10 protein-coding genes are annotated in these 13,597 nt (G+C 71.4%); 6 read left to right on the top strand and 4 right to left on the bottom strand.

Annotated elements, in window-relative coordinates; genetic code table 11:
• The first annotated feature begins 122 nt into the window (after positions 1 to 122).
• Positions 123 to 911: a L,D-transpeptidase family protein gene (locus IEZ11_RS45375; RefSeq protein ID WP_189268933.1), complete on the top strand. Its 789-nt coding sequence runs from the start codon at positions 123 to 125 to the stop codon at positions 909 to 911.
• Between the two features lie 30 nt (positions 912 to 941).
• On the opposite strand, the gene IEZ11_RS45370 is transcribed toward IEZ11_RS45375, so the two are convergent.
• Both IEZ11_RS45370 and IEZ11_RS45365 read right to left on the bottom strand, forming a co-directional pair.
• Entirely contained in the window at positions 942 to 2,912 is a 1,971-nt protein-coding gene (locus IEZ11_RS45370; RefSeq protein ID WP_189268932.1) for an N-acetylmuramoyl-L-alanine amidase, read from the bottom strand.
• 214 nt (positions 2,913 to 3,126) lie between these two features.
• Positions 3,127 to 4,644: a M1 family metallopeptidase gene (locus IEZ11_RS45365; protein ID WP_229713759.1), complete on the bottom strand. Its 1,518-nt coding sequence runs from the start codon at positions 4,642 to 4,644 to the stop codon at positions 3,127 to 3,129.
• A gap of 120 nt (positions 4,645 to 4,764) precedes the next feature.
• On the opposite strand from IEZ11_RS45365, the gene IEZ11_RS45360 reads away from it, so the two are divergent.
• Both IEZ11_RS45360 and IEZ11_RS45355 read left to right on the top strand, forming a co-directional pair.
• Entirely contained in the window at positions 4,765 to 6,360 is a 1,596-nt protein-coding gene (locus IEZ11_RS45360) for a peptide-N4-asparagine amidase (protein ID WP_229713758.1), read from the top strand.
• Between the two features lie 168 nt (positions 6,361 to 6,528).
• Positions 6,529 to 7,905, top strand: coding sequence for a cation:dicarboxylate symporter family transporter (locus IEZ11_RS45355; protein WP_189268931.1), 1,377 nt, complete (start codon positions 6,529 to 6,531; stop codon positions 7,903 to 7,905).
• A gap of 57 nt (positions 7,906 to 7,962) precedes the next feature.
• Here IEZ11_RS45355 and IEZ11_RS45350 read toward each other — a convergent pair whose 3' ends face one another.
• Entirely contained in the window at positions 7,963 to 8,415 is a 453-nt protein-coding gene (locus tag IEZ11_RS45350) for a MarR family winged helix-turn-helix transcriptional regulator (RefSeq protein ID WP_189268930.1), read from the bottom strand.
• 95 nt (positions 8,416 to 8,510) lie between these two features.
• Between IEZ11_RS45350 and IEZ11_RS45345 the strand changes: the two genes are divergently transcribed.
• Together IEZ11_RS45345 and mltG are read left to right on the top strand one after the other, a co-directional pair.
• Entirely contained in the window at positions 8,511 to 10,391 is a 1,881-nt protein-coding gene (locus IEZ11_RS45345) for an ABC transporter ATP-binding protein (RefSeq protein WP_229713757.1), read from the top strand.
• Between the two features lie 256 nt (positions 10,392 to 10,647).
• Positions 10,648 to 11,523, top strand: a complete 876-nt coding sequence (gene mltG, locus IEZ11_RS45340) for an endolytic transglycosylase MltG (RefSeq protein WP_189268929.1) — start codon at positions 10,648 to 10,650, stop codon at positions 11,521 to 11,523.
• Between the two features lie 28 nt (positions 11,524 to 11,551).
• On the opposite strand, the gene IEZ11_RS45335 is transcribed toward mltG, so the two are convergent.
• Complete coding sequence (locus IEZ11_RS45335) at positions 11,552 to 12,628, bottom strand: NAD(P)-binding domain-containing protein (RefSeq protein ID WP_189268966.1); 1,077 nt, start codon at positions 12,626 to 12,628, stop codon at positions 11,552 to 11,554.
• Between the two features lie 90 nt (positions 12,629 to 12,718).
• Here IEZ11_RS45335 and IEZ11_RS45330 point away from each other — a divergent pair, with 90 nt between their 5' ends.
• Entirely contained in the window at positions 12,719 to 13,147 is a 429-nt protein-coding gene (locus IEZ11_RS45330) for a secondary thiamine-phosphate synthase enzyme YjbQ (protein ID WP_189268928.1), read from the top strand.
• The last annotated feature ends 450 nt before the right edge of the window (positions 13,148 to 13,597 follow it).

Genomic DNA, 13,597 nt, shown 5'->3' with positions numbered 1-13,597 from the left:
CAAACGGTTTTTCCTGGCGGGCCGCGAAATCCGCCCTCTTCCGGCCAGCACCGGTCACCCAACACGCACTGAATGGGCTGAGATCTCATAATTTGCCAGGTATGTGATGTCAGGATGGCCGCGTGCAGATCAAGAGCGTCCGGCGGGCGACCGCCACGGCGGCGGTCCTCGGAGCCGTCCTGGTGACCCTGAGCGCCTGCGAGGCGGCACCGAGCGGTGGCGCGAAGAACGGCCTGCCGGGGCCGCACACCAGAGCCCCGAAGGCCGCACGGGCTCCCGGAGCGGGCCCGGCCGAGCTGCCGGACCGGACCGTGCCCGCCGGGGAACCGGGCCGGGTGCCCGGCGTCGGCGAGCGCTGGCAGGCGCAGATCCCCGACCACTCCGGCCAGGTCGTCGCCGTGTACGGCGAGGACAAGGACTCGGCCGACTCCACGGTGGTGCTCTACACCCGGCAGGACGGCGAGTGGCGGCCGGTGGCCAGCTGGCCCGCGCACAACGGGCGGGCGGGCTGGACCACCGACCACTACGCGGGTGACGGGCGCAGCCCGGTCGGCGTGTTCACCGTCACCGACGCCGGCGGGGTGCTGCCCGACCCGGGCACCCGGCTCTCCTACGAGCAGGGCCGGGACCTCTACACACCCCCGCACTACTGGAGCCCGGCGTACCGGCACGACTTCGACTACGTCATCGCCATCGACTACAACCGCCTGCGGGGCACGCCCCCGCACGACACCACCCACCCCTGGGGCGACGGCAGGGGCGGCGGCATCTGGCTGCACCTCGACCACGGCAGCGGCACCTCGGCGTGCGTCGGCCTCTCCAGGGAGGCCATGGAGTACCTGCTGCGCACGCTCGACCCGGCCCGCGATCCCGTCGTGGTGATGGGGGACAGGCCGAGCCTGCTGTCCTAGCGAGGCCCCGGGCCCCGGCCTCCCGCGAAGTCACCGTCCGGCCGGACCCGCCGTGGTGGCTCGGGCTTCCACCAGGTCCACGTCGTCCGCCCGGACGTAGGCGAGCCGGTGGCCGAACTGGATCTCGTAGTACCGCTCGTGGCCCAGCACCACGGGCTGAGGTGTGGCGGAGAAGGTGGACCGGTCGACGTAGGAGCCGCCGACGCCGGACTGCGTCACGTACCGCTGGCCGGCCCGCAGGCTGTACGGCAGCGGTGACTCGTCCTCCTCCTCCACGCCCTCCGGGTAGGCCTCCGCCTCCGGAAGGGCCCGACCGAACACCGGGATCTCGTCGAGACCCGCCTTCGGCGTCACCATGCGGCCGCTCGCGCCGACGGCCGTCGGGTGCGCCGCGGGGTTCTTGAACCACGCCTTGTTGCCCTGGAACCAGATCGCCGTCCACTCGCCGCTGCGGTCGGCCACCGCGAAGGTCTGGCCGGTGGAGACCCGCGAACCCAGGTCGCTGACGTCCTCGGTGGACTCGTCGCCGTCCGGCCGGCGGCCCGGGTCCTGGATCAGCGGGGCGCTCTCGTCCGGCCGGGTGTACAGCCGGACCGCGCTGGAGCCGTGCGGCTTGCACGGTACGCCGGCGCCGTCGCACCCCGTGTACCGCGGCCTGTGGGTGGCGTAGTCCGGCAGCATCATCACCATCGGGCTGTCCGGTCCGGCCGTGGCCTTCAACGGCGCGCCGAGCAGGTCGAAGTAGTGCCGCCAGTCCCAGTACGGCCCCGGGTCCTCGTGCATCTCGGGGATGCTGTCACCGGTCGGGGACGGCACGTTGTCATGGCCGAAGATGTGCTGCCGGTCCATCGGGACGCCGTACTTCTTGGCCAGGTAGCGCACCAGCCGGGCCGAGGACCGGTACATCTGCTCCGTGTACCAGCTCCCGGGGTGGGCGAGGAAGCCCTCGTGCTCGATGCCGATCGAGCGGGCGTTCACGAACTTGCTGCCGGAGTGCCAGGCCTCGTCCTTCGTCCTGACGTGCTGGGTGACGTGGCCGTCGCTGGAGCGGATCGAGTAGTGCCAGGACGCCTCGGTCGGATCCTGCACGGTCTTGAACATGTTGGGCAGCGTCGACTCGGTGTCGTGGATGACGATGTAGTCGATCCGCTGGTCCCGGGGCCGGTCGGCGAGGTCGTGGTTGCCGTAGTCGCCGTCGTCGTCGATCTCCACGTACGGCGCGGCGAGCCAGTCGCAGGCCAGTTCGGGCGGGCACTCGACGTTCTTCGGTCGTTTGGGGGCCTGCGGGCCGGGGTGTGACCTGACACCGGGGCTGGCCGGGAGGGTGACCTCCTGCCCCTCCGCGGTGGTCCGGTGCGCGCCGCGCCGGATCAGGGTGAAGACGTCGTCGGCGTACGTCGCCGCCGACGTGACGTCACGGGTACCGGGGAAACGTTCCACCGCCTGCCACCAGGCCTCCGGGTCGGCGCTGAGCGGCTTGCCGAGCTGTCGTTGGGTGGCGGCCAGCAGCGCCGCGCCGCCGCGTACGTTGGCCACGGGGTCCGTCCGCAGCTGTCCGGCGGGGACCTGGATCAGCCGCGCGGCGTGGTCCAGGTCCGCCGGCTGCACGGTGTGACCGCCCGTGGCGAACGCTGTTCCCGCCAGCGGGTCGGCCCGGCCGCCCGCCGGTTCCGGCGGGCCGGGTGCCGGTGCCGGGGCGTGGGCGCGGTCGGTGTCCACCAGGTGCATCGGCCCGTAGCCCCCCGCGACGCTCGGGGTGCCCGGATGGGTGTCCCAGCGAGACTGCATGTAGGACACACTCATAAGCACGCTGCGGGGCACGTGGAACTCGCGCGCGGCGTCCGTGAAGGCGTTCTGAAGGCGCTGGCCCTCCGCCTCGTCGGCGCCGGACGCCGGCAGGATCAGCAGCGGTGGCAGCAGCGCGGCCGTCGCGATCAGGCAGGCCGTCAGGCGGCAGGTCCGGAGGGCGCCGGGCACACGTGGAGCGACATTTCTTCTCATATCAGAGGGTCTCCAACCGCTTGCTGAGGGTCACCGAGCGCGCTCGGCGCAAACAGGGCAAGGGGGTTGCCCTTCACATCACCCCTCGTACGTTTCCGTGCCCTGCGCGGCACGGCGCGCCGAGCGTCGACCGGGTGGCCCAGCGCCACGGCAGAGGCCACCCGGTCGGCGGGCAACGGCCGGGCATCCGGCGGCGGCCGCGCACCGGACGGACTCAGTCCTCGACCGGGTCCACCTGCCAGTCCGGATGCCCCGGCATCGGCGGCGTGTCGGGCCCGTACAGCCACGGCCTCAGAAAGGGCGTCAGATCCTCGCCCGCGACCTCGGAGGCGAGTGCGACGAAGTCCCGGGTACCGGCCGCGCGCCCCCGGTACCGGGTCACCCAGGCGCGCTCGATCCGGTTGAACGTGTCGTCACCGACCTTCTCCCGCAGGGCATACAGCACCAGCGCCGAGCCGTCGTAGCGCATCACCTTGAACAGCGTCGGTTCCGTGGGCTCGGCCGGGGCTCCGTCGTCGTGGCGCCACTGGTCGTGCTGCTCGTAGGCCGCCCGCATGGCGTCCTCCATGCTCACGCCGCCGTGCTCGGCGGAGTACAGCCGTTCGTAGAAACGGGCATGACCCTCGCTCAGCCACAGGTCGGACCAGCGCCTGATGGCGACGCTGTCACCCGTCCAATGGTGGGTCAGTTCATGGACGAGGTTTCGTTCGGCGTCGACCCGGTCGCCCAGCAGGTCGTCCTTCGGTACGACGGACAGCGACTGAGTCTCCAGCGCCACCGGCAGGTCGGTGTCGCCGACGAGTACGCCGTAGCGGCGGAACGGGTACGGGCCGAGCCGCTCCTCCAGCCAGGCCAGGTGCCGCGGGGTGAGCGAGCGGTCGGCCTCGGTGTCGTTGACCAGGCCGTCGGGAACCACGTCGCGCACGGGCAGGCCGTGCGGTCCCGCGCTCTCGGCGAACGTGAACTTCCCGATCGCCATCTGGATCAGCTGGGCCGCGATGGGTTCCTCGGAGTCGTACGTCCACCGGACCCGTCCGCCGGGTCGCCGGACGCGGTCGACGAGCCGGCCGTTGGCCACCGCGCTCAGCCCCGGCGGGGTCGTGATGCGGAAGGTGACGGGGGCGCGGAGGCTCGGGTGGTCGTTCACCGGGAAGACCATCTTGGCGCCGTCGGGCTGAGCGCAGACCAGCGTGCCGTCGGGGGTGGGCACCCAGCCGTACTCCCGGATCGCGTCACCGCGCTGCCGTCGCTGGGTGGGGTCGGCGGTGTAGGTGACGCGGACGGTGAACGTGCCGCCGCGCGGGATCGGCCGTGCGGGCGTGACGACGAGCTCGTCGCCCTCGCGTACGGCGGCGGCCGGCGCGCCGTCGACGGTGACCCGGTGCAGTGCGTTGCCCGCGAAGTCCAGGTCGAAGCGGGACAGGGCCTGGGTGGCGGTGGCGCTGATGGTGGTACCGGCCGGGAAGGGGGTCCCGGGGGCCCGCCAGTCGAGGTCGAGCGTGTAACGGCGGACCGTGTAGCCGCCGTTGCCGTCCAGCGGCATCAGCGGGTCGCCGATGCCGGGCGCGCCGGGGGACGGGACGGCTCCGGACGCGGCGGCCGAGGCGCCGGGGGCCGCGGAGCCGTGGCCCCGGTGCGGGACGTCGGCGGAACAGCCGGTGCCGGTGAGCGCGACGGCTCCCGTGAGCGCGAGGGCGGCGCGCAGGGCCTGACGAGCGGTCATGATCTCCATGGCTGCACTGTGACAGCGTGATCCGCTCATAGCACCATATGTGCCATCAGATGCCTTCGGCATGCGGTCGGCCGGTCCGGTCATTGCGGTCGGAGGCCGACTCCCCGTAGAACACCGGCCATGAGAAGACGGATCGTCATGTCCATGCTCGCCGGAGCGACCCTCCTGGCGAGCGCGCTCCTCGGTACGGGTGCCCCCGCCGCCCGTGCCGCCGACGTCCCGGCCGAGTTCGGCACCGACTGGCACGACCCGGTGACCGCCGCCCCGCCGGTGTCCGTGCCCAAGGGTGCCAAGTCCTGCCGGGTCACCCTGGCGGAGGCCCGGTTCCGCGACTTCACGCCGTACCGGGGAACGTACACGCCCCCGCAGGGCTGCGGCGACCGCTGGAGCAAGGTCGTCCTGCGGCTGGACGGCAAGGTGAAGGGCCGTCAGTACGACCGACTGGGCTACCTGCACGTCGGCGGCGTCGAGGTGCTGCGCACCTCCACCCCCGAGCCCTCGCCGGACGGCATCGAGTGGCACGTGGAGAAGGACGTCACCCGCTACAGCGACACCTTCCGCGGCACACAGGACGTCGAGATGCTCATCGGCAACGTTGTCGACGACACCTACACGGGTGTCATCGACGTCAAGGCCATGCTCACCTTCTACGCGGGACGCCCCGAGGCCTCGGTCCCCGACAAGGTGCTCACCCTGGCCGACGGCACCACCCTCACCACCCCGCGCAACAGCGAACGCGTCGTCGCCGAGGTGTACGCCACCGGATCGGGCGGCGGCTGCGAGGAGTTCTGGTACCTGACGGTGGCCGACCCGGCGTCGTACTCCTGCAAGGCGGACAACGGGCCCTACCGGGAGGTGCAGATCAAGGTCGACGGCCAACTGGCCGGGATCGCCGCGCCGTTCCCGAACGTGTGGACCGGCGGCTGGTCCAACCCGTTCCTCTGGTACGTCGTTCCGGCCCCGCGCGCCTTCGACGTCAAGCCGATCGAGTACGACCTGACGCCGTTCGCCGGACTCCTCGACGACGGCCGCCCGCACAGCGTCGAGGTCTCGGTCGTCGGAGTGCCCGCGGGGCAGTCCGGCTGGAGCGCCCCCGTGAACATCCTGGTGTGGCAGGACGCCCACCGGGACCGGGTGACCGGGAAGGTGACCGAGGTCAAGGCCTCCGAACCGGCCAACTCCTCGGTGTACACGCCCGGTTCCGGCGAGTACCGGGTCGACACCGACGCCGGGCACCGGCTCACCGTCTCCGGATACGTCGACACCTCGCACGGCCGGGTGACCACCACCGTCGACCGCACGCTGGCCAACACCTCCGTGCACCGCTGGAACGACGGCGAGACGACGGACGCGCTCGACGCCACCTGGACGGACGACCAGACCGTCACGGTGCGGGCGGGCGGTGTGCCCCGACGGACGCACACGCTGCGGACGTACACGATGAACGGCGCCGTCACCGTCGGCACCGACGACCGGCTGCGCACCGAACTCACCCTCGGCGACCGGGCGGCCGTCACCCGGCCCCGCGGCGGCTGGTCGCGGCTCGACGACACCTATCGCGGTGACGCGACCTACACCCTCGGCGTGCCGCGCGACCAGCGGCACGCGGTCGGCACGTCGAGCGAGCGCTACCGGCTGTACGGCCCCGACGGCTGCTACGACCGCTCGCTGGCCACGGAACAAGGGGTGCTGACGGTGGATCACCGGCGCTGCTGACGCCGGTCGTGTGCGACGCGTCACTCGGCCGGTGATTTACACGGTTGTGACACGGCGGTCTCGAACGGGATCAAGAAGGCCTCCAGAGTGGTCGACGCGGAAGCCGCTTTCCGCATCGCAGAAGTCCCGCTCGGCTGCTGCGAGTCGATCCCCCCACCAGGAGTGTCCGTGCCGCATTCCGTACCGTCCCTGCCACGACGCGTCGCACGCGTACTGTGTACCTCTCTCTTCGCGCAGGTCGCCTGTGCGCTCGTGCTCGGAATCGTCGTCGGGAAGCTGTGGCCCGGCTTCGCGACGGACCTTCAGCCGCTCGGCGACGGTTTCACCCGGCTCATCAAGACGATCATCTCCCCGCTCGTCTTCTGCGTGGTCGTCGTCGGCATCGCCAAGGCCGGTGACCTCAAGGCCTTCGGCCGGATCGGGCTCAAGGCCCTGATCTGGTTCGAGGTGGCGAGCACGCTCGCGCTGGTCATCGGACTCGTCGCCGCCAATGTCGTCCAGCCCGGCTCCGGGATGCACGTGGAACCGGCCACGCTGAGCGCCAAGGCGGTCGACGCGAAGACGGGCGGCGGCTCGCTGCCCTCGACGACCGAGTTCGTCCTCAACGCGCTGCCCACCAGTTTCATCGGCGCCTTCGCCGAGAACTCCCTGCTCCAAGTGCTGGTCCTGGCCTGTCTGGTGGGCGCGGCGCTGCTCCACCTCGGCCACACCAGGGTGCCGCAGGTGCTCCCCGCCGTCGAGCAGGCCCAGGAGATCATCTTCGCGATCGTCGGCTTCGTGATGCGGCTCGCCCCGGTCGCCGTCTTCGGCGCGATGGCCGTCCTGATCGGCCAGTACGGGCTCGGCGTCATCGAGACCTACGCCAAGCTGATCGTCCTGTGCTACGCGGCCGCCGCGCTCTTCGTCGCCCTGCTGGCGGTCGCCCTCAGGGCGGTCACCGGGCTCAGCCTCTGGAAGCTCGTCCGCCACATCCGCGAGGAGTTGCTGCTCGCGCTGGGCACCGCCTCCACCGAGTCCGTGCTGCCGCGCGTGATGCAGAAGCTGCGCACGGCAGGGGCACGTGACGACGCCGTCGGCCTGGTGCTGCCCACCGGATACTCCTTCAACCTCGACGGCGCCTCGCTGTACCTCTCCATCGGCACCCTGTTCATCGCGCAGGCCGTCGGCGTCGATCTGAGCCTCGGTCAGCAGATCACCGTCGTCCTGGTGCTGATGCTCACCAGCAAGGGCATGGCCGGCATCCCCGGTTCGGCCTTCCTCGCCCTGTCCGCGACCGCCTCCTCGCTCGGCGCGATACCGGCCGGTGCCGTCGCCCTGCTGCTGGGCGTCGACCGGATCATGGACTCGATGCGCGTCGTCACCAACCTGCTCGGCAACTGCGTCGCCGTCTTCGCGGTCGCCCGCTGGGAGGGCGCGCTGGACGTCGAGCGGACGAAGGCGGTGCTGGGCGGCTCGGTCGAGGCGGCGCCGAAGGAAGCGGCGGGGGAGGCGGCGCCGGGGGAGGCCGCCGAGGCACCGGTCAAGGAGCCGGTGCCCGAGAGCTGACCGCAGGACGAGGGCGAAGCGGCTCCCCCGCGGCCGGGGGAGCCGCTTCGGCGCGCCTCAGCAGTGCTTCGCCGGCACCGGCCCGTCGACCAGCGTGTCCAGCAGCCCGCCCAGCAGCTCCCGCTGCTCCTCCGAGAGCGGGGCCAGGATCTCCGCGGCCGCGGACCGCCGTGCCGCCCGTAGCTCACCCAGGGTCTCGCGCCCCTCGTCCGTGACCTCGATCCGGGTCACTCGGCGGTTGGCCGGATCCGGCACCCGGCACACCTTGCCGCTCGCCTCCAGGCCGTCGACCAGCGTCGTCACCGCGCGCGGCACCACCTCAAGGCGTGCGGCGAGGTCGGCCATGCGCGGAGGGGTGTCGTAGTGCGCGAGGGTGCGCAGCAGCCGAGACTGGGCGGGGGTGATGCCCAGATCGCGCGCTTCCAAATGGCGTTTCTGGATACGCCACACCCGGCGCGTGAGGCGCAGCAGCTGCTCGGCGAGCGGGCCGTCGGGGTCGGGGGAACTCATACGGGAACAATATCAGGACTATGTTCATTGTGAGTATAGGTAACAGTGAGCTATCCTCCGTGAGTCCGTACACACCACACCCATCCGCAGGAGCCATGCCCCGAGACGAGATCAACTGGACCCCTGACGGCACCTCGGCCGGACAACCCCGCCAGGTGCGCCGCATCCTCAAGCTCTTCCGCCCCTACCGCGGCCGGCTCGCGGTCGTCGGCCTGCTGGTCGGCGCCGCCTCGCTGGTCTCGGTCGCCACCCCGTTCCTGCTCAAGGCGACCCTCGACACCGCTATCCCGCAGGGCCGCACCGGACTGCTCAGCCTGCTCGCGCTGGGCATGATCCTCAGTGCCGTCCTCACCAGCGTCTTCGGCGTCCTCCAGACGCTGATATCCACCACCGTCGGCCAGCGCGTCATGCACGACCTGCGCACCGCCGTCTACGGCCGGCTGCAGCGCATGTCGCTCGCCTTCTTCACCCGCACCCGCACCGGCGAGGTGCAGTCCCGCATCGCCAACGACATCGGCGGCATGCAGGCCACCGTCACCTCGACGGCCACCTCCCTGGTCTCCAACCTGACCAGCGTGGTCGCCACGATCGTCGCGATGATCGCCCTCGACTACCGGCTCACCGTCGTCTCGCTGGTCCTGCTCCCGGTCTTCGTGTGGATCAGCCGCCGGGTCGGCAACGAGCGCAAGAAGATCACCACCCAGCGTCAGAAGCAGATGGCCGCGATGGCCGCGACGGTCACCGAGTCGCTCTCCGTCAGCGGCATCCTGCTCGGCCGCACCATGGGCCGCGCCGACTCGCTGACCGCCTCCTTCGCCGACGAGTCCGAGCAGCTGGTCGACCTGGAAGTGCGCTCCAACATGGCCGGCCGCTGGCGGATGGCCGTGATCACGATCGTGATGGCCGCGATGCCCGCCGTCATCTACTGGACCGCGGGCATGGCGCTCCAGATGGGCGGCCCGCAGATCTCGCTCGGCACCATCGTCGCCTTCGTCTCCCTCCAGCAGGGCCTGTTCCGGCCCGCCGTGAGCCTGCTGGCGACCGGCGTCCAGATCCAGACCTCCCTCGCGCTCTTCCAGCGCATCTTCGAGTACCTCGACCTGCCCATCGACATCACGGAGCGGGACGAGCCGGTCCACCTCGACCACGTGAAGGGCGAGGTGCGCTTCGAGAAGGTCGAGTTCCGTTACGACGACAAGGGCGGGCCCGTCCTCGACGGCATCGACATCACCGTCCCTGCGGGCGGCAGCCTGGCCGTCGTGGGCCCGACCGGCGCCGGCAAGTCCACGCTCGGCTACCTGGTTCCCCGGCTCTACGACGTCACCGGCGGGCGGGTCACCCTGGACGGCGTCGACGTCCGTGACCTCGACTTCGACACCCTCGCCCGCGCGGTCGGGGTCGTCTCCCAGGAGACGTACCTCTTCCACGCCACGGTCGCCGACAACCTGCGCTTCGCCAAGCCGGACGCCACCGACGAGGAACTGCACGCGGCCGCCCGCGCGGCCCAGATACACGACCACATCGCCGCCCTGCCCGACGGCTACGACACCGTCGTCGGCGAACGCGGTCACCGCTTCTCCGGCGGTGAGAAGCAGCGGCTGGCCATCGCGCGCACCATCCTGCGCGACCCGCCGGTCCTCATCCTCGACGAGGCGACCAGCGCGCTGGACACCCGCACCGAACAGGCGGTCCAGGACGCGATCGACGCCCTGTCCGCCAACCGGACGACCGTCACCATCGCCCACCGGCTGTCCACGATCGAGGGCGCCGACCAGATCGTCGTCCTCGACTCCGGACAGGTGGCCGAACGCGGCACACACCAGGAACTGCTGCGGCTCGACGGCCGGTACGCCGCACTGGTACGCCGGGACGCCCGCCTGGACCCGGCAGCGGATCCCCAGTGGGAGACGCCCCCGCGCCCGGTGCGGAGACGAGGCGACCGCAACCGCAGGCACATGACACCGCCGACCAACTGAGCCCGGCAGCGAGGCCGACGGCTCCCTCCGAACGACCGGGACCGCCTCACCGTCCCCGCCCCGACCTGCCGGCCACCCCCGGCCGACCACCCCGGCCGTTCGGCTCGGTCGTCGGGCTCGGATGTCGGGCTCGGATGTCGGGCACGGCCGTCGGGCACGGCCATTCACGTCGGTCGGTCCTCCGAAGTCGGGGAATCGTAGTCGACAAGCTGAAGATATGTCGGGTTTATGGAGTTATGCGGGCTAACGTGCCCGCATGCAGATGAACACTCCGTCGCGGAACCCGAGTCGAGGTGCCCCGATCCGGCTGACCCCTCGGGGCAGGCTCGTTCGCGGTGTGGCCGGTACCGTCGTGGCCGGCGCCGCCGTGGCGGTGCCACTGTTGTCGCTGGTCGGCGGCACGGCGAGGCCCGCCACCCTGGTCATCCCGGAGGGCTGGCGCGCGTCCCAGATCTACGACGCCGTCGACAAGGCCCTCGCCCTCCCCGCCGGCAGCACCAAGGGTTCCGTCGGCACCGCGGGCCTGAAACTCCCCAGTGACGCCGGGGGCAACCCGGAGGGCTATCTCTTCCCGGCCACCTATCCCCTGGAGAAGAACGCGACCCCGCAGTCGGTGCTGCGGTTCATGGTCGACACCGCCAACCAGCGATTCGGCGGAGCCCCGGTCGCGGCCGGCGCCCAGCGCGACACGATGAACCCCTACCAGGCGGTGACCATCGCCAGCATCGTCCAGGCCGAAGCCGTCGGCAAGGCCGACATGGGAAAGGTGGCACGGGTCGTCTTCAACCGGCTCCAGCACGGCATGGCGCTCCAGATGGACTCCACCCTCAACTACGCCCTCAACCGCAGCACCCTCAACACCACCCTGAACGACACCCGCATCGAGAACCCGTACAACTCCTACCAGCGCATGGGGCTGCCGCCCACGCCGATCGACAACCCGGGCGTGGACGCGATGCGTGCCGCGCTGAACCCGACACCGGGCAACTGGCTGTACTTCGTCACGGTCAAGCCGGGGGACACGCGGTTCACCGCCGACTACGCCGAACACCAGCGCAACGTGGCCGACTTCAACGCCGCACAGAGCAGCAGGGCGCAGAGCTCGCCGCGGGTCTCGCCGCCGCCGCGCTGAGCCGCCGCCGCGCTGAGCCGCCGGCGCGTCACGCGGCGACCGGGTCCCCGGCCAGCAGCCGCCTGATGTCCCGTACGGCCTCGCGCCCCGCGCGGTTGGCGCCGACGGTGCTGGCGGACGGACCGTATCCGACGAGGTGGACGCGCGGGTCGGCGACCGCGCGGGTCCCCTCGACCCTGATCCCGCCGCCCGGCTCGCGCAGCCGCAGCGGCGCCAGATGATCGAGGGCGGCGCGGAAACCGGTGGCCCAGAGGATGACATCGGCGTCGACGTGCCGGCCGTCGTTCCAGTCCACGCCGTCGGGGGTGATCCGGTCGAACATCGGCTGCCGGTCCAGGACCCCGTCCTTCAGGCCCTGCCGGATCGCGTCGTTGAGCGGCAGCCCGGTGACCGAGACCACGCTCCGCGGCGGCAGTCCCTGCCGTACCCGCTCCTCCACCAGAGCGACCGCGGCCCGGCCCGCACCCTCGTCGAAGGGCCCCTCGCGGAAGACCGGCGGCCGCCGGGTGACCCAGGTGGTGGCGGCCGCGTACGGGGCGAGCTCCAGCAGATGCTGGGTGCCGGACGCCCCGCCGCCGACGACCACGACCCGCCTGCCGGCGAACTCCTCGGGACCGGCGTACTGCGCGGTGTGCAACTGCCGCCCGCGGAAGGTCTCCTGGCCCGGGTAGCGCGGCCGGAACGGCCGGTTCCAGGTGCCGGTGGCGTTGATCAGCGCCCGCGCCGCCCAGTCACCCCGGTCGGTCTCCACCAGCAGCCGCCCGCCGTCGCCCGCGCGCACCGCGCGGACGTCGACGGGCCGCCGTACCCGAAGGCCGAAGGCGTGCTCGTAGTCCGCGAAGTACTCGCCGATGACCTCGGCGGACGGCCGTGCCGGGTCGGCCCCGGTCAGCTCCATGCCCGGGAGCGCGTGCATGCCGTGCACCTTGCCGTACGTCAGGGACGGCCACCGGAACTGCCAGGCGCCGCCCGGGGCGGGGGAGCGGTCGAGCACCACGAAGTCGCGGTCCGGCTCGAAGCCGGTGCGCCGCAGGTGATAGGCGCTGGACAGCCCCGCCTGACCAGCTCCGATGACGACTGCCTCGACCTCACGCGCGTTGTTCACGCTTCTACCAACAGCGGGGACGGTCATGGATCTTCCCGGTCCGGCCTGGCCACTCGCCCGCCCGCCGGGCGCATGGGCCAGGATGGGGGCATGTCGGATGCCTTCACCACACGAGAGCTCGATGTCACCACCGGTAGCCGGGAGCGGGTCGTCGATCTGACCGGCGACTGCGAGGCCTTCCTCCGCGAGGCCGCGGCCGGCCGCGACGGCCTGCTCAACCTCTTCACCCCGCATGCGACGGCCGGCATCGCGGTCATCGAGACCGGCGCCGGCAGCGACGACGATCTGCTGGCCGCGCTGCACACCCTGCTGCCCGCCGACGACCGCTGGCAGCACCGGCACGGCAGCCCCGGGCACGGCCGTGACCACGTCCTCCCGGCGATCGTGCCCCCGCACGCCACCCTTCCGGTGATCAACGGCCGCCTGGCGCTGGGTACCTGGCAGTCGGTGTGCCTGGTCGATACGAACAGGGACAATCCGCAGCGAAAGGTGCGCGTCACATTTCTTGCGGGCTCCTGACCCCGGCGTCGAATTCGGCACAGGCCCTCTCAGCTATACCGGGAATCGGCCGCGCGACGCCAGTCGCGTGGTGTACAGCCGTGTTCAACTGAATCGACGCGGCAGTTGAACGCACCACCGGTCCGGAGCCGGCCGGGCCGCGCACTTGTAGATCGGAAGACGCCGCGGCCGTACTCTGACGGAAACCCCACTGCGCACAGCTGTTCCGCTGCCGCGAGTGGCGACCGGAGCACGCACCTGCCGAACGGATTGCCGCGCGGTGCACGTAGACGGCATGGTCGAGTGCCGTCAGGAGAATCGGGCTTTCCTTCCATTTGGCTGCCACCGAATGAAAGCGGCCGGCCCGGGATCCGGTCCGCCACCGAGGAAGAAAGGGGGAGATGCGTGCAGCACGAGTGGAGCGTCAAACGAATCATCCGCAGTAAGCAGCGCATGTGGGGGTGGACATTC

The organism is Streptomyces fuscichromogenes (assembly GCF_014645815.1).
Lineage (GTDB): Bacteria > Actinomycetota > Actinomycetes > Streptomycetales > Streptomycetaceae > Streptomyces > Streptomyces fuscichromogenes.
This window is presented reverse-complemented; position numbering and strand designations above follow the sequence as displayed.